This is a genomic window from Actinoplanes octamycinicus, assembly GCF_014205225.1.
Taxonomy (GTDB): domain Bacteria; phylum Actinomycetota; class Actinomycetes; order Mycobacteriales; family Micromonosporaceae; genus Actinoplanes; species Actinoplanes octamycinicus.
The window spans coordinates 8,958,559-8,974,905 of the sequence record NZ_JACHNB010000001.1; the positions used below are offsets into that span (position 1 = coordinate 8,958,559).

The window sequence follows — 16,347 nt, forward strand, 5'->3', positions numbered from 1 at the left end:
CGGTCTCGGCCGGGGCGCATGGGTGACCCTGCTGGTCAAGTGAGGGTGGCCGCTGTCAGCGGGCGGGGATTTCTTCCAAGAGGAAGATCTCGCTGCCGCGATGTCCGCTTGCACTCTCGCGGATCCTTTTCTTGTACGACTGGGAGCCCTGTGCGAGCCGGCCCGCGAGGCCGCGGCCCGCGCACGGCCGTGGCGCGTGTCGTGCGGGTCCGCCGAGGAACCGCGAGGCTGTAGCCCGCGCCGGCCGCGACGCGACCCACGGGTGCGGCCCGACTGGAGCCGGTGCACAGCGGACCCGCACGACACGCGCGGCGGTCGTGAGCGGCCGCAGCCTCGCGGGCCGGCTGCCACAGAGCTGCGGGTCGTACAAGAGGAAGATCCGCAAGGAATCGGGCGGTGTCGCGGCAGCGGGGATGGTTCGAGGCACCCGCAGGCAAGAAGGGTCAGCGGGAGACTTCGAAGCGGCGGACGGCTCCGGTGAGTTCGTCGGCCATGCCGGCCAGGTGCTGGGCGGCGGTGCGGGAGCTGGTGACGCCGGCGGTGGTGTCCGCGGCGGCCTGGGCGACCTCGGAGATGTTGCGGGCGATGTCCTCGGCGCCGGTGGCGGCCTCGGCGACCGAGCGGCTGATCTCCGCGGTGGTCGCGGTCTGCTCCTCGACCGCGGAGGCGATCGTGGTCTGGTAATCGCTGATCCGGACGATCACCTCGGAGATCCGTTCGATGGCGGCGACCGCGCTGTCGGTGTCCGACTGGATCATCTCGACCCGCTGGCCGATCGTCTCGGTGGCCTTCGCGGTCTCCTGGGCCAGCTCCTTCACCTCGCCGGCCACCACCGCGAAGCCCTTGCCCATGTCACCGGCCCGGGCCGCCTCGATGGTCGCGTTCAGGGCGAGCAGGTTGGTCTGCTCGGCGATGCTGGTGATCAGCTTGACCACGTTGCCGATCTCGGCCGACGACTCGCCGAGCTTGCCGACGATGGTGCTGGTCTCGCTCGCCACCGAGACCGCCTCGCCGGCCACCCCGGCGGCGTCCGAGGCGTTGGTGGCGATCTCCCGGATCGACACGCCCATCTCCTCGGCGGCCGCGCTGAGCGTGCTGACCAGCCGGGCCACGTCCTCGGCGGCCTGCTGCGCGGCCGCGGCCCGCCCGGAGGCGGTGGTCGCGCCGGAGGACAGGTGGTCGTTGACCGCGTTCAGGTTGCGGGAGCTCTCCAGGACGGTCGCCGCGCTCCCGTTGATCGTGGTGACCGCTTCCCGCATGCTGGCCGTCGCCAGGTTCAGCGCGTCGGCCATCTGCCCCACCTCGTCGCGGCTGCGCACCCCGGAGTCCCGGGTCAGGTCGCCGGCCGCGACGGCCTTGAGCACCGCGGTGACCCGGCGCACCGGACCGACCACCGCGCGCACCACGAGCAGCGCGATCCCGAGGCCGAGCAGCAGCCCGAGCACGCCGATCACCCACACCTGCGTGGTGACCGTGGCCTTGGCGTCGCTGACCTCTTGTTTCGCCTGGACCGCCGAGTCGGCGTGCGCCTTCTCCAGGGTCTGGAACGCTTCGTCGATCTCGGCGTACAGGCCGGTGCCCTGGTTCCAGCTGTCCCAGAAGTCCTGGAGCCGTCCGTCCAGCGCGGCCGGCATCATCTTGCCGGTCCGCAGCTCGTTGAACTTGTCGAAGTTCGCCTTGAGCGCGGTCGCGGTCTTCTGGTCGGCGGTCAGCGGCAGGTACTTCGCCCAGATCTCGTCGACGTGCGCGGTCCGCTCCGTCATCTCGGTGTCTTCCTTGGCCCGGTACTCGGCGTCCGACATGTAGTAGTTGAGCGCGAGCATCCGGACCCGGAGCACCTCCTCGTGCACCGCGGCGAGGTGTTCGATCGGGACCACGCCGTGGCCGTAGACGGCGTTCGCCTTCTCGTCGACCAGCCGGAGGCCGCCGACCGCGATCAGGATGACGGCGGCGCAGGCCACCGCGACCGACACCACCGAGGTCAGCATCTTGACCGGGAGGGGCAGGTCCGCCAGCCGCTGTTTAACCGAGCGAGACGAGTTCACACCTGATGATCGGCACCCGGCCATCCGGACTTAGCCGGATGGCCGGGCAGAAACGTCAGCCGACGTCGCGAAGCCGGGCGGCGATCCGTTCCGGGGTGGTGTCGCTGATCCAGGACGCCATCGCCGATTCCACGCCGGCCAGGTACTTCAGCTTGCCGGGTGCCCGGAGCACGCTGAACACCTGCAGGTGCAGGCGGAACAGGTCGCGGCCCTGGCGGACCGGCGCCTGGTGCACGCCGGCGATGTAGGGCAGCGGCTCCGGCCCGGGGAAGTACCGGTCGAGCCGGCCGAGCACGTCGAGGTAGGTCCGGGCCAGGTCGTCGCGTTCCGGCCCGGTCAGCGCGGGCAGGTCGGCGACGTCTTGCGGACCCGGTGCTCGCGCTCCGGCTCGCCGGTGACGCCGCGCCCGACCACCCGGATCGCGTCGATGGCGAGCAGCTGGGAGCCGGCCGCGACCAGCCGGTCCCGGGCCGGCGACGGCACCGAGACCGGGGACACGGTGGCCAGCGGCAGCAGGTGCAGGGTCAGCCCGGCGCCGGCCCGGTAGCCGGCGTCGACCAGGCTGACCTGCCACGTCGAGCCGTCCCAGAACCGGTCGGTGACGGTGACCCCGTCGACCCGCAGCTCGCCGACGTCGCCGGCCCAGTCGATCCGCAGCAGCGCGTCGTGCTCCGGGTCGGCCGCCCAGTCCGGCAGGTGCAACTGGTACACCGCGGCGTGCTCGTCGAACGCCGCCGGGCTCGGGGCGGACGCGCGGCCGTCGTGCTTGCCGTACTCGGCGGGCACGTCGGTGGCCGGGCGCACCTCGGTGGTGGCCACGTCGACGGCGACCGGGGCGTGCGCCGGGGCCACCGGCAGGTCGGTGAAGGTCCGCGCGGCCGGGTCGTACCCGCGTACCGAAGCAGTCGCGACGGTCTTGACCAGGATCCGGCCGGACGCGTCCCACTGCAGCTCGTCGTCGCTGAGCAGGACCCGGCGGCCGGCCGCCTCGCAGACCCAGAGCGAACCCGCGGTCGACGCCGGCAGGACGAGCACGTCGAGGGTGCCGGTCGCGGTCGCGAACCGGACCGGCTCCAGACCGGGGGTGATCGCGCGCTCCTCGCCGGCCACCGACAGCGACGGCGGGATGCCGGCCTCGGCGAGCAGCACCAGGGTCGGCACGGCGCCGGGCAGCAGGGTGAGCGCGGAGGCGGTGGCCCAGTCCACCCGGACGCCGCCGGCGGTCAGGCCGACCGGCCAGCGGGCCAGGGTGCCGGCCGGGATGTCCACCGGCTGGGACGGGAACACCACCTCGGCGTCGTCCAGCGTCACCCGGAAGCGGGCGCCGCGGTAGGTGTCCAGCGGGACGTGCGGCTGGTGCCAGGCGATGAAGACGAATCCGCTGGTCCCGTCGCTGCGCAGCGCCCAGCGCAGGGTGGTGCTGTCCTCGACGCCGTCCGGCCGCACGTCGGGCAGGCTGGACGGCATCTCGGCGAGCCGGTCGCCGAAGGCGGCCAGGAAGCTGTGCTGGCGGCGCAGCTCGGCGTGACTGCCGGCGAGCGCGCCGGCCTCCCCGATCGGGGCGTGGAAGTCGTAGCCGAGGCGGGGCAGGTCGTTCGGGTAACCGGTGGCGTGCGACTCCTGGAGGCCACCGGGGACGTCCGGGTTGGTGCCGCCGGCGTACATGTAGTAGCCCTGCCAGGCCGACCCGTTGCCGATCTTGCAGTGCGCGATGGTGGCCACGTCGAGCGCGCTGGGCCGCGGCCGGCGGTGGTACGCGGTCGCCATCCCGCCGGCGAGTTCGCAGGTGGCGGGCGGGAAGAGGTCGGACGGGACACGCGGGCCACCCTTGGCCGCCTCGATGTTCTGCGCCCGGCGCACGTCGGCCCCGATGCCCGGGTCGTCCCAGACGTGCGAGAAGAAGTAGTGGTCCCGGAAGTTCGGCGCCCAGGGCGCGTCCGAGTCGACCCAGAAGCCGTCGCCGTACCCGCCGTAGAGCGGGAGCACCTCCGCCTCGGGCAGCTCGGCGCTGTCCCAGGCGGTGGCGGTCCAGAGCGGGGCGGTCATGCCGGCCGCCCGGGACATCCGCTTGAGCGTGCGCAGGTGCTCCGGCTGGGTGTAGAGCTCGTTCTCCAGCTGGATCCCGAGCACCTTGTCCAGCTGGCCGCCGAGCTGCCCGCCGATCGCGGCGAACCACTCCTCGACCATGCTCAGGTAGCCCGGGTCGTCGGTGCGGTGCCGGACCGGGGCCCGCTGCACCCAGTCCGGGAAGCCGCCGTTGCGGCTCTCCGCGTGCACCCACGGGCCGATCCGCAGCACCACGTCCAGGCCGGTCCCGGCGGCCAGGTCGACGAAGGCGGCCACGTCCAGGTTGCCGTCGAAGCGGTACTGCCCGGGGGCCGGCGAGTGGTGCAGCCAGAACAGGTAGCTGGCCACCACGGTGACGCCGCCGGCCTTCATCTGGCGCAGGCGCTCCGCCCAGCGGTGCCGCGGGACCCGGCTGTAGTGCAGCTCGCCGGAGACCGGGACGACCGGCGAACCGTTCTTGATCAGGTACCGGTTGGTCAGTGACAGGCCGGCCCGGGCGTCCTCGTCGTTGCTCATCCGCGGGCGGCGCAGCGGCGTCGCCCACGGGTGGTGGTGGACGGAGAGTGGCTCCGTTTCAGTGGGCACGAGAACCCCTCTTTCGGTTGGGACTGTAACCGGTCACAGCCCGGCGAGACCGAACGATACACAGGATCAACGGCTTGAAGGCAAGGGCTTGACACATCGACGTAACAGCAGCACTGTAACCGGTCACAGGCATTGACCCGGGCCCCCGGCCGGCATGCCCATCAAGGAGGATCAATGAAGAAGACCCTTGCGCCGCTCCTGGCAACTCTGACCGCCGCCGCCCTGCTCACCACCTCAGCGTGCAGCAACTCCGACGACAGCAAGTCCGATTCGAGCAGCACGGCCGGCGCCGGGAAGGTCGCGCTGACCTACTGGAGCTGGGCGCCGAACATGGACAAGGTGGTCGAGGGCTGGAACTCGACGCACCCGGACATCCAGGTCACCGTCAACAAGCAGGACGGCGGCGACCCGGCGGTCACCAAGCTGCTGACCGCGATCAAGGCCGGCAGCGGCGCGCCGGACGTGATGCAGGCCGAGTACCAGAAGATCCCCACCCTGGTCTCCGCCGACGCCCTGGCCGACATCGCCAAGGAGGCCGGCTCGCTCAAGGACAAGTTCCCGGCCGCCGCCTGGAACAGCGTGACCCTGGGCTCCGAGGCGGTCTACGGCGTGCCGCAGGACGCCGGCCCGCTGATGTTCTTCTACCGCTCCGACGTCTTCGAGAAGAACGGCCTGCAGGCGCCCAAGACCTGGGACGACTACGCCGCCGCGGCCGAGAAGATCCACAAGGCGAACCCGAAGCAGTACCTGGGTACCTTCTCGGCGACCGACGCGGGCCTGTTCACCGGTCTCGCCCAGCAGGCCGGCGCGTCCTGGTGGGGCGTGAACGGCGACTCCTGGACCGTGAACATCAACGACGCGGCGACCCAGAAGGTGGCCGCGTACTGGGGTGGCCTGGTGGAGAAGGGGACCATCGACAACAAGCCGATGTACACCCCGGAGTGGAACGCCGCGCTCAACGACGGCACCCAGGTCGGCTGGGTCTCCGCGGTCTGGGCGCCGGGCGTGCTGGAGGGCAGCGCCAAGGACACCAAGGGCAAGTGGAAGGCCGCCCCGATGCCGCAGTGGGACGCGGCCAGCCCGGCGACCGGCAACTGGGGCGGCTCGGCGACCAGCGTCACCAGCCAGAGCAAGCACCCGAAGGAGGCCGCCGAGTTCATCGCCTGGCTGAACAGCGACCCGGCGGCGCTCAAGCTGCTGGCCGGCACGGCCAACGTCTACCCGGCCGCCACCGACGCGGCCGGCGTGCTGACCACGCCGCCGGCGTTCTTCGCCGGCCAGGCCGACTTCTACACGATCGCGGCCGAGGCCGGGAGGCAGGCCAAGCCGTTCACCTACGGCCCGAACGTCAACGTCGCGTACAGCGCGTTCAACGACGCGTTCGGCAAGGCCGCCGAGTCGAAGAAGGCCGCCGCGTTCACCGAGTCGCTGGTGACCATGCAGAAGGCGACCGTCGACGACATGAAGAACAACGGGTTCACCGTCGCCGGATGACGTGCTCCGGGCGGGACGTCCCGCGTCCCGCCCGGGCCCTGGAAGGAAGGTACCGGCGATGACACTGACCGCCACCCGACCCAGCACCACCGCACCGCCGGTGTCCCGGAAGCCCGCGTCGTCCCGGCGCGCCCGCGTCCCGTACGCCTTCCTCGCCCCCGGCCTCGTGCTGTTCACGCTCTTCCTGGCCGCCCCGATCGTCTACGCCGGCTATCTGAGCCTGCGCAAGGTGAAGGTCAGCGGCCTCGGCCTGGGCTCCAAGTCGCGCACCGAGGTGTGGGCCGGGCTGAGCAACTACGCCCGGTCGATGACCGACCCGGACTGGCTGCCCAGCGTCTACCGGATCCTCGGTTACGGCCTCGTCGTGGTCCCGGTCATGCTCGGCCTCGCGCTGCTGATGGCCCTGCTGCTGGACGCCGGCCGGACCCGGCCCGCGATCAGCGGCTTCGCCCGGCTCTCGATCTTCTTGCCGTACGCGGTGCCGGCCGTGGTCGCCTCGCTCCTCTGGGGTTTCCTCTACCTGCCCAAGGTCAGTCCGTTCGGCTACGCCCTGGACCGGTTCGGGATCTCCGCGCCCGAGCTGCTCTCCTCGTCCTGGGTGCTCTACGCGGTGGCCAACGTGGCGATCTGGGGCGGCACCGGCTTCAACATGATCGTCATCTACACCGCGCTGAAGGCCGTCCCGACCAGCCTGTACGAGTCGGCCCGGATCGACGGCGCCTCGGAGCTGTCGATCGCCTGGCGGATCAAGATCCCGATCGTGATGCCGTCGCTGATCATGACGTTCGTCTTCTCGATGATCGCGACGCTGCAGGTGTTCGCCGAGCCGATGACGCTCAAGCCGCTGAGCAACACGATCTCGTTCACCTGGACCCCGCTGATGAAGGTCTACCGGGACGCCTTCGTCCGCAACGACGTCTACTCCGCGGCCGCCACCTCGGTGGTCATCGCGGTCGCCACGTTCATCCTGTCCTTCGGCTTCCTGAAGCTCGTCGGGCGTCGCGCGTTCCACCAGGAAGAGTCATGAGGAACTCCAAGCTGGCCACCACGCTGTTGCTGCTGGGTGCGGCGTACTGCCTGCTCCCGGTGGTCTGGGTGCTGATCGCCGCCAGCAAGAGCTCGTCCGAGCTGTTCTCCACGTTCACGCTCGCCCCGAGCACCCACCTGGCCGGCAACCTGGCCGACCTGAGCGGCTACCGGGACGGGCTGTACTGGCGCTGGATGGCCAACACCGCCCTGTACGCCGGGCTGGGCGCCGCCGTCTCCACCTTCATCTCGGCGATGAGCGGGTACGCGCTGGCCAAGTTCGACTTCCCGGGCAAGGGCTTCGTGTTCAACGTGATCCTGGCCGGCGTCCTGGTGCCCGGGGTCATCCTGGCCATCCCGCAGTACCTGCTGCTGGCCCGGATCGGGCTGACGAACACCTACTGGGCGGTGCTGCTGCCCAGCTTCATCAGCCCCTACGGCATCTACCTGGCCCGGATCTTCGCGGCCGCCGCGGTGCCCGGCGAGATCCTGGAGGCCTCCCGGATCGACGGGGCGAGCGACTGGCGCACCTTCCTGCGGGTGGTGATGCCGATGATGAGAACCGGTCTGGTCACCGTCTTCCTGTTCCAGTTCGTGGCGATCTGGAACAACTACATGCTGCCGTTCATCATGCTCGGCAACGACAAGCTCTACCCGCTCACGGTGGGCCTGAGCAGCCTGCTCAACCAGGGCGCCAGCCAGCCCTCGATGTACACCACGGTGGTGACCGGCGCGCTCGTCTCGCTCGTCCCGCTGATCGCGCTCTTCTTCACGCTCCAGCGGTACTGGCAGGTCGACCTGGCCGCCGGTGGCGTCAAAGCCTGATCGAGGACGGTCACGACTATGATCCCGAACGTGTCGCGCAAACGACCGACGATCCGTGATGTGGCCCGCGAGGCCGGCGTCTCGTACGCCACCGTCTCGCGGGTGCTGAACGGGCGCGACTGGGTGAGCCCGGAGGCCGTGCGCGCGGTCCAGGACGCCATCGCCCGGACCGGTTACACCACCAACCAGCACGCCCGGTCCCTGGCGACCGGCCGGTCGGGGTCGATCGCGTTCCTGCTCACCGAGCCGCAGCACCTGCTCTTCGAGGACCCGAACTTCTCGGTGCTGCTGCGCGGCGTGGCCCAGGCGCTCTCCGACCGGGAGCTGACCCTGATCCTGATGATCGCGTCCACCCCCGAGGAACGCACCCGGACCATCGCGTTCCTCAACGGCGGGCACGTCGACGGCGTCCTGCTGGTCTCCCCCCACTCCGGCGACCCGCTGCTCAAGCAGCTGGTGCAGGCCCAGGTGCCGATCGTGGCCTGCGGCCGGGTGCTCGGGCTGGAAGAGATGATCAGCTCGGTGTCGGCCGACGACCGGGCCGGGGCACGCACCGCGACCGAGCACCTGATCGCGGCCGGCTGCCGGCGGATCGCCACCATCACCGGGCCGCTGGACACCTCCGGCGGCGTCGACCGGCTGGCCGGGTACACCGACGCGCTGATGGCCCACGGCCTGCCGGTCGACCAGGACCTGATCGTGCACGGCGACTGGACCCGGGAGAGCGGGGCGGCCGGCATCCGGGCGCTGCTCGACCGGGCGCCGGACGTGGACGCGGTGTTCGCCGCGTCCGACGCGATGGCCGCGGCCACCCTGCCGGTGCTCCGGGACGCCGGGCGCGGCGTGCCGGGCGACGTGCGGGTGCTCGGGTTCGACGACTCCGGGCTGGCGGCCACCACCGAGCCACCGCTGAGCACGGTGCGCCAGCCGCTGGAACGCATCAGCGAGGAGATGGTCCGGCTCCTCGTGGACGTGATCAACGGGCGTACCCCGCTCTCCATCACCGTGCCCACCGGCCTGGTCCTGCGCAGCTCCTCCCCCGCCTGATCCCCGCTTTCAGATAGGCCCTGCCGGGCCCCCCATGGGGGCCGATCTTGGTTCCCCCCTTAGACCGAGATCGGCCCTCGCCATGGATTCTCGTCCCTTTTGTCCACAAAGGAGCGCCATGAAGATCCCCGCAGTGCTCGCCGCCGCTCTCCTGCTCGTCCCGGCGGCGCCCGCCCAGGCGCACCCGCGCCCGTCCCTGTCCATGCTGGGCGCGGACGTCTCCACCCTCCCCCGCGCGCTCGACCTCGGCGCCCGGTTCTCCGACGCCCGCGGCCACCGCGCCAACCCCTACGAGATCCTCAAGAAGGCCGGAGTCAACTACGTCCGGCTACGCGTCTGGAACAACCCGACCAGCGGCTACAACAACAAGGCCGAGGTCGTCGCGCAGGCCCGCGAGGCGAAGCGGCACGGCCTCAAGGTGCTGATCGACTTCCACTACTCGGACACCTGGGCCGACCCGGGCAAGCAGTTCATCCCGAAGTCGTGGGCCGGGCACGACCTGGCCCAGCTGCGGCAGGACGTCTACGACTACACCTACGACGTGTGCTCGGCGATCCGGCCGGACAGCGTGCAGATCGGCAACGAGATCAACACCGGCATGCTGTGGCCGGTCGGGCAGGTCACGAACAGCGACTTCAGTCCGCTGGCCACGCTGCTCAAGGCCGGGTACGACGCGACCAAGGCGTGCTCGCCGCGCACCCAGGTCATGATCCACACCGCGAACGCCGGGAGCCTCGGCGCGGCGCGGTGGTTCTACGACGGGATCGCGGCGCAGGGCGTGCGGTGGGACATCACCGCGCTCAGCTACTACTGCATGTGGCACGGCGACCTGGCCAACCTGAGGACCGTCCTCACCGACGTCCAGCAGCGCTACGGCAAGCCGGCGGTGATCGCCGAGACCGCGTATCCGTACACCACGGAGAACTACGACCACCTGGAGAACATCATCACGTCGGCGGCGCCGTGCGACGGGATCGCCGCCACGCCGCAGGGGCAGGCCACCGAGTTCGCGCAGGTACAGGACGCCGCCCGGGAGGCCGGGGCGCTCGGCGTCTTCTACTGGGAGCCGGCCTGGACCGCGGTCGACGGGAACGGGTGGGACACCGAGGACATCGAGAACTCGGGCAACGCCTGGGAGAACATGGCGACCTTCGACGACGGCGGGCGGATCAACCCGTACGTCACGTGGCGCCGTTGATCCTGACCCTGATCTTGATCGCTTGACGATCGAGCCGGCGTCGCCACCGGCGCCGGAATCTCCTCCCCCCGACAGGAGAACCATGCGAACATCCCTGCGCGCCGTCGTCGGCGCCGCGCTCGCCGCGGTCACGATGGTGGCCCTCACCCCCGCGCCCGCCTCCGCCGCCTCCCTCACCATGCTCGGCGCCGACGTGTCGTCGCTGCAGCGCACGCTCGACCTGGGCGGCAAGTACTACACGGCGGCCGGCGCCCAGGCCGACCCCTACGACATCCTCAAGGGAGCCGGCGCCAACTACATGCGGCTGCGGGTCTGGAACAACCCGGCCAGCGGCTACAACAACAAGGCGAAGGTGCTGCAGCAGGCCAAGGCGATCAAGGCCAAGGGGCTCAAGCTGCTGGTCGACTTCCACTACTCGGACACCTGGGCGGACCCCGGGAAGCAGTACCCGCCGGCCGCCTGGAGCTCGCACACCCTCGCGCAGTTGCAGACCGACGTCTACAACTACACCTACGACGTGTGCACCGCGCTCAAGTCGCAGGGCACCACCCCGGACAGCGTGCAGATCGGCAACGAGATCAACGTCGGCATGCTGTGGCCGGTCGGCAAGGTGACGAACAGCAACTTCGCACCGCTGGCCAGCCTCCTCAAGTCCGGATATAACGCGACAAAAGCGTGTAACAGCGGCACGCAGGTGATGATCCACACGGCGGACGCGGACAGTGACGCCAACGCCCGCTGGTTCTACGACGGCATCAAGGCGCAGGGTGTCACCTGGGACATCACCGCGCTGTCCTACTACTGCATGTGGCACGGCACGCTGGCGAACCTCTACAACGTGATCGCGGACGTGAAGTCCCGGTACGGCAAGCCGGTCGTGGTGGTGGAGACGGCGTACATGTACACCACCGCCAACGCCGACGGCCAGACGAACTCCATCCCCGGCACCACCACCTGCGACGGCCAGCCCGCCACCAAGGCCGGCCAGGGCACCGAGTTCACCTGGATCCAGAACACCGCGCGCAACGCCGGCGCGATCGGCGTCTTCTACTGGGAGCCGACCTGGTACGCCATCACCGGCAACGGCTGGGACCCGGCCAACATCAACGGCACCGGCGACGGCTGGGACAACATGGCCACCTTCGACGCCACCGGCAAGTTCAACAGCTACGTCAAGTGGACCGCCTGAGCACCCATCCCCGATGAGGTCCGGCCCGGCGTCCCCCCACGCCGGGCCGGACCGGTTCCCCAGCGGGACCGAGGCAGGTCCTTCACTGCCGACCCCTTTTCGGTACGACCGGAAGGCCCTGGCCATCGTCGCGGCGTCAGCCCCTGCCCGCCTCACCCAAGCCCTCTTCCACCACTGTCCGTGCGAGTCGCAGCTCTCGCGGTCCCCGGCCTCGTGGTTCCCGCCTGACGGTTTGTGCCCCTCTCGCGGTTCCCTGCTCTGACAGTCCCCGCCCTGACGGTCCCCGTCCTCGCGGTCCCCGCCTGAGGGTCCGTGCCCCTCTCGCGGTTCCCTGGCCTGATGGTTCCCGCCCTTCCCCGGCCCCCGCCCTCGCGGTCCCCGCCTGACGGTCCGGGCCCCTCCCGCCGCTTCCTGCCCTGATGGTCCCCGCCCTCCCAGGGGGAGCCGCCCGAAGACAGTGTGGCGCGGAAGCGAGATCCGGCGGGGATGAGCTGTGGACGACGCGCTGATGTGGACAACGCGCTCGACCGGGCGGGTGCGGGCCGCCGCCTGTGCGTGTGGCTCAGCCGAGGCGGCCTCGCGCCCGCCAGGTGGCTATCGGGTGGCGGACGGGAAGGGACGAGCAGACGCGGACGCGGCAGTCGAGGGCAACGGGCCTGCGGCCTTGGCAGCGGGACCCGGGACTGCGGACTTGGCAGCGGGACCCGGGGCCACAGAGGTGGCAGCGGGGCCCGGGGCCGCTGAGGTGACGGCGGGACCTGGGGCTACTGAGGTGGCGGCGGGACCCGGGGCCGCGGACAGGTCGGGTGCGACGGTCGTCGGGGCGGGGCCCGGCTCCGGGACGTCCGAGTCGGACGTCGGGGTCGGGAACGGGGACGGGGAGCGGAACGGGTTCGCTCGCGGGCAGTGTGGGTAGCCGCGCTGCCAGCTGGTCCACGACTCGCCGGTGTCCGGGTCGGTGCAGGACTGGCCGCCGAGCTGGAGCGGGGTGCCGTTCTGGTCGTAGAGCTGGGCGTCCTCGACCAAGTGGCCCTGCGAGTCGTAGACGAAGACGTCCCGGATGTTGTCGTACTGGCTGTTGCCGCTGTAGGCCGGGTCGAAGGACGGGGTGAACCGGGTGCTGCTGTCCGCGCCGACGAAACCGGCCAGCGAGATCAGGATCAGCAGAGCGGTTCCCGACCACAGCGCGTACCGGGGCCACGGCTTGTCGGGCAGCTCCCGGCGGCCGAGCCAGATCGAGGCGACCACGCAGGCGGCGAGCAGCAACAGGGCCATCACGTCGCTGCCGCCGATCCGGGGCAGCAGGCCGACCGGGGTGGGGCCGCTGTCGAGCAGGTGGGCGAGCACCATCGCGACCAGGTAGCCGCGGAGGACCCACCAGGCGGGGCGGAGCAGGGTCAGGAAGTGGCTGGCTCGCTCGTACCCCAAGATCGGGCCGACCTTGGCATCCGCGGTCCGCAGCAGCGGCAGGAACCGGTCGCGCAGCTCCTCGGGGGTGACCCAGGGCGACTGCGGCTTGTCCGCGCCGGGCAGGCCGGCGGCGGCGAGCAGCTCGGCGGCGTAGGCGGACGGGGGGCCCAGCCGCGCGGTCAGCGTGCCGGCGCCCTCGGCGAGGACCTCGGCCAGATGCTCCGGGAGGTCGTCGAGCAGCTCCTCGCGGGTGGCCTCGGGCAGGCCGCCGAGCGCCAGGCGCACCTCGGCCACGTACCCGGTGATCTCGTCCTCTGCGATGTCCTTCACGCGGTCCCCCGCTCGCGAGTCAAATCGTCCATGATCGATGCGAATGCGCGCCAGCCCTTGCCGTTGCGGTCGAGCTCCGCCCGGCCGGCGGCGTTGAGCGCGTAGTACTTGCGGTGCGGCCCCTCGTCGCTGGGGACCACGTAGGTGTTCAGGAAGCCGTTGGCATAGAGCCGGCGCAGCGTGCCGTACACCGAGGCGTCGCCGACCTCCTGCAGACCGGCGGCGCGCAGCCGGCGCACGATGTCGTAGCCGTAGCCGTCCTCGTCACGCAGGACGGCGAGCACGGCCAGATCCAGCACGCCCTTGAGGAGCTGGGTCGTATCCACGCACCGCACAGTACTGTGCACTGCGAAGTACCGTCAACGCCGCCATACCGACGCGGCCGTTTTCCGGAGGCGGCAGGCGCCTAACGGTCGTCGGCTGGCCTCCATGGGTGCCTCAAGGCTGTCGACACACCCATGGAAGCCAGCCGACGACCGCGCCCCGCGCAAGCGGCCGGGCGCAGGGCCGAGAACGACGGACAGGCGGCGTGGCAAGAGGAACGGCGGCGCGGGAAGAGGACCGCCGTCGCGGGAGAAGGAACGGCGGCGCGGGAAGGGGAAACAGGCGGCACGGGAGAAGGAACGGCGGCGCGGGAAGGGGAACGGGCGGCACGGAAAGGGAACGGGCGGCGCGGAAAGGGAACGGGCGGCGCGGAAAGGGAACGGGCGGCGCGGAAAGGGAACGGGCGGCACGGAAAGGGAACGGGCGGCACGGAAAGGGAACGGCGGCGCGGAAAGGGAACGGGCGGCGCGGAAAGGGAACGGGCGGCGCGGAAAGGGAACGGGCGGCGCGGAAAGGGAACGGGCGGCACGGAAAGGGAACGGGCGGCACGGAAAGGGAACGGCGGCGCGGAAAGGGAACGGGCGGCGCCGCGAGTGCGGCGCCGCCCGGGATGATTCGGCGAAGGGTCAGACGGAGGCGGGCTGGGTGTCGGCGCGGCGAGCGGCGGCGGCCTTGCGCTCCAGAGCGGCCCCCTCCACGTCCAGCTCCGGGAGCCAGCGCAGCCAACGCGGCAGCCACCAGGCGGAGCGGCCCAGCAGGGCCATCGCCGCCGGGACGGCGATCATGCGGACCACGAAGGCGTCGAAGGCGATGCCGACGGCCAGGGCGAAGGCGATCGGCTTGACCGTGTCGTTGCCCTCCGGGACGAACGCGGCGAAGACCGCGAACATGATGGTCGCGGCGGCGACCACGACCGGGGCGGCCTGGCGGAAACCGGTGACGATGGCGTCCCGCGGGGCGGCGCCGTGGGCGTGCGCCTCGTGCATCCGGGAGACCAGGAAGACCTGGTAGTCCATGGCCAGGCCGAACAGGATGCCGACGATGATGATCGGCGCGAGGCTGATGATCGGGCCGGTCGAGCCGGCGTTGACCAGGTCGGCCAGCCAGCCCCACTGGAAGACCGCGACCGTGGCGCCGAACGCCGCGCCGATCGTGAGCAGGAAGCCGAGCACCCCGACGACCGGCACCAGCAGTGAGCGGAAGACCAGCACCAGCAGCACGAACGCCAGGCCGACGACGAGCGCCAGGTAGACCGGCAGGGCGTCGTTGAGTTTCTGGGAGACGTCGATGCTGATCGCGGTCTGGCCGGTGACGTACACGGTGGCGCCGTCACCGTCGGCGACCGTGTCCCGGATCGAGTGCACCAGGTCGACGGTCTTCTGGTCCTCCGCGCCGGAGGCCGGGATCACCGTGATCAGCGCGGCGGTCTGCTTCTGGTCCGGCCGGGGCGGCTGGGCCAGGGCGACGTCCGGCAGCGCGGCGATCTGCTTCTGCACGGTGGCCGCGTACGACACCGCGTCGGGGCCGTCGACCAGGATCAGCAGCGGGGCGGAGACGCCCGGCCCGAACCGCTGGTCGATGATCGCGTCGGCCTTGGCCTGGGTGCTGCCCTCCGGCGAGCGCTGCGCCAGGGTGGTCTGCATCTTGACGAACGGCAGCGCGATCACGGCGAGCGCGAGCACCGCCAGGACCAGGGAGATCACCCGCTGGTGGGTGACCATGTGCGCCCAGCCGCGGATGAAGCCGCGCCCCTCGGCGACGGTCTCCCCGGTCGGCGCCGCGTCCCGGAGCTTGCGGGGCAGCGCCTTGCGGCCGATGAACCCGAGGATCGCCGGGACCAGGGTGATCGCGACGAGCACGGCGACCACGATGGTGGCCGAGGCGGCCAGGCCCATCTCGGTGAGGAACGGGATGCCGACCACGGAGAGGCCGGCCAGGGCGATCACCACGGTCAGGCCGGCGGTCACCACGGCCGAGCCGGCGGTGCCCACCGCGTACGCCGCGGCGGACTCGACGTCCTTGCCGGCGCGCAGCTCGTGCCGGAACCGGGTGACGATGAACAGCGCGTAGTCGATGCCGACCGCCAGGCCGAGCATCACCGCCAGGATCGGGGTGGTCGACTGGAGCTGGACGAAGCCGGACAGCGTGGTGATGCCGGCGACGCCGATGCCGACCCCGATGATCGCGGTCAGCAGGTTCATCCCGGCGGCGATCAGCGAGCCGTAGCTCAGCGCCAGCACGATCAGCGCGACCAGCACACCGATGCCCTCGGAGGCGCCGCCGATGTCGGCCGCGTTGCTCAGCGCCTCACCGCGCGCCTCGACGGTCACGCCCCCCTGGCCGGCCTTCGCCAGCGCGTCGGTGATGGCGGCGCGCTGCTCGTCGGTCACCTCGGACGGCTGCACGCCGTAGGTGACCGTGCTGAGCGCGGTGCTCAGGTCGCGGGACACGGCCGGCGCCTGCTTGTCGAACGGGTCGCTGACCACCACCACGCCGGGCAGCTTGCCGAACCCGGCCACCGCCTGGGCGACCTGGCCGGCCACCGCCGGGTCGGTGATCTTCTGCCCGGCCGGCGCCTGGAAGACCACCTGCACGTTCGCCCCGGCCGACGCGTCGCCGAAGCGCTGCTTCATCAGGTCGAGCGCGGTGGTCGACTCCTGACCCGGGATCCGGAAGGTGTTGACCGTCTCGCCGGACAACTTGACCGCGCCGAAGGCCACGGCCAGCAGGGCGAGCAGCCAGGCGACGGTGACGATGATGCGATGCCGGACGGCCCCGAGGCCCAGGCGGTGCAACAGCGTTGCCAT

12 protein-coding genes are annotated in these 16,347 nt (G+C 71.2%); 6 read left to right on the forward strand and 6 right to left on the reverse strand.

Features of this window, described 5'->3' with window-relative positions:
* Window positions 1-443 precede the first annotated feature (443 nt).
* From BJY16_RS40585 to BJY16_RS40595, 3 genes are read right to left on the reverse strand one after another with little or no spacing between them, the layout of a single operon-like run.
* Entirely contained in the window at window positions 444-2,069 is a 1,626-nt protein-coding gene (locus tag BJY16_RS40585; RefSeq protein WP_185044831.1) for a methyl-accepting chemotaxis protein, read from the reverse strand.
* Window positions 2,070-2,100: 31 nt separating this feature from the next.
* Complete coding sequence (locus tag BJY16_RS40590; RefSeq protein WP_203758798.1) at window positions 2,101-2,340, reverse strand: HIT family protein; 240 nt, start codon at window positions 2,338-2,340, stop codon at window positions 2,101-2,103.
* Window positions 2,341-2,381: 41 nt separating this feature from the next.
* The gene (locus BJY16_RS40595; protein ID WP_203758799.1) at window positions 2,382-4,697 is read right to left on the reverse strand and encodes a beta-galactosidase; all 2,316 of its coding nucleotides are present in this window, start codon (window positions 4,695-4,697) and stop codon (window positions 2,382-2,384) included.
* A gap of 174 nt (window positions 4,698-4,871) precedes the next feature.
* On the opposite strand from BJY16_RS40595, the gene BJY16_RS40600 reads away from it, so the two are divergent.
* The 6 genes from BJY16_RS40600 to BJY16_RS40625 all read left to right on the forward strand — a co-directional run bounded on the left by BJY16_RS40600 (window position 4,872) and on the right by BJY16_RS40625 (window position 11,476).
* Entirely contained in the window at window positions 4,872-6,191 is a 1,320-nt protein-coding gene (locus BJY16_RS40600) for an ABC transporter substrate-binding protein (protein ID WP_185044832.1), read from the forward strand.
* Between the two features lie 58 nt (window positions 6,192-6,249).
* Window positions 6,250-7,218, forward strand: a complete 969-nt coding sequence (locus BJY16_RS40605; RefSeq protein WP_185044833.1) for a carbohydrate ABC transporter permease — start codon at window positions 6,250-6,252, stop codon at window positions 7,216-7,218.
* Entirely contained in the window at window positions 7,215-8,042 is an 828-nt protein-coding gene (locus BJY16_RS40610) for a carbohydrate ABC transporter permease (RefSeq protein WP_185044834.1), read from the forward strand. The genes BJY16_RS40605 and BJY16_RS40610 overlap by 4 nt, the downstream gene beginning before the upstream one ends.
* Window positions 8,043-8,072: 30 nt before the next feature.
* Window positions 8,073-9,089, forward strand: a complete 1,017-nt coding sequence (locus BJY16_RS40615; RefSeq protein ID WP_239176599.1) for a LacI family DNA-binding transcriptional regulator — start codon at window positions 8,073-8,075, stop codon at window positions 9,087-9,089.
* Window positions 9,090-9,207: 118 nt separating this feature from the next.
* On the forward strand, window positions 9,208-10,287 hold the full coding sequence (locus BJY16_RS40620) for a glycoside hydrolase family 53 protein (protein WP_185044836.1): 1,080 nt from the start codon (window positions 9,208-9,210) through the stop codon (window positions 10,285-10,287).
* Window positions 10,288-10,369: 82 nt separating this feature from the next.
* Window positions 10,370-11,476 (forward strand): glycoside hydrolase family 53 protein, encoded by a 1,107-nt coding sequence (locus tag BJY16_RS40625; RefSeq protein WP_185044837.1) that lies wholly within the window; start codon window positions 10,370-10,372, stop codon window positions 11,474-11,476.
* A 594-nt stretch (window positions 11,477-12,070) separates the two neighbouring features.
* On the opposite strand, the gene BJY16_RS40630 is transcribed toward BJY16_RS40625, so the two are convergent.
* The 3 genes from BJY16_RS40630 to BJY16_RS40640 all read right to left on the reverse strand — a co-directional run bounded on the left by BJY16_RS40630 (window position 12,071) and on the right by BJY16_RS40640 (window position 16,347).
* Window positions 12,071-13,216: an HAAS signaling domain-containing protein gene (locus BJY16_RS40630; RefSeq protein ID WP_185044838.1), complete on the reverse strand. Its 1,146-nt coding sequence runs from the start codon at window positions 13,214-13,216 to the stop codon at window positions 12,071-12,073.
* On the reverse strand, window positions 13,213-13,542 hold the full coding sequence (locus BJY16_RS40635) for a PadR family transcriptional regulator (RefSeq protein ID WP_185044839.1): 330 nt from the start codon (window positions 13,540-13,542) through the stop codon (window positions 13,213-13,215). The genes BJY16_RS40630 and BJY16_RS40635 overlap by 4 nt, the downstream gene beginning before the upstream one ends.
* A gap of 624 nt (window positions 13,543-14,166) precedes the next feature.
* Window positions 14,167-16,347 (reverse strand): MMPL family transporter, encoded by a 2,181-nt coding sequence (locus BJY16_RS40640; protein WP_185044840.1) that lies wholly within the window; start codon window positions 16,345-16,347, stop codon window positions 14,167-14,169.

Coding starts and splice junctions, on each gene's coding strand:
- BJY16_RS40605 (WP_185044833.1), top strand. CDS start 6,250: ATGACACTGACCGCCACCCGACCCAGCACCACCGCACCGCCGGTGTCC.
- BJY16_RS40625 (WP_185044837.1), top strand. CDS start 10,370: ATGCGAACATCCCTGCGCGCCGTCGTCGGCGCCGCGCTCGCCGCGGTC.
- BJY16_RS40610 (WP_185044834.1), top strand. CDS start 7,215: ATGAGGAACTCCAAGCTGGCCACCACGCTGTTGCTGCTGGGTGCGGCG.
- BJY16_RS40585 (WP_185044831.1), bottom strand. CDS start 2,069: ATGGCCGGGTGCCGATCATCAGGTGTGAACTCGTCTCGCTCGGTTAAA.
- BJY16_RS40620 (WP_185044836.1), top strand. CDS start 9,208: ATGAAGATCCCCGCAGTGCTCGCCGCCGCTCTCCTGCTCGTCCCGGCG.
- BJY16_RS40600 (WP_185044832.1), top strand. CDS start 4,872: ATGAAGAAGACCCTTGCGCCGCTCCTGGCAACTCTGACCGCCGCCGCC.
- BJY16_RS40640 (WP_185044840.1), bottom strand. CDS start 16,347: ATGGCAACGCTGTTGCACCGCCTGGGCCTCGGGGCCGTCCGGCATCGC.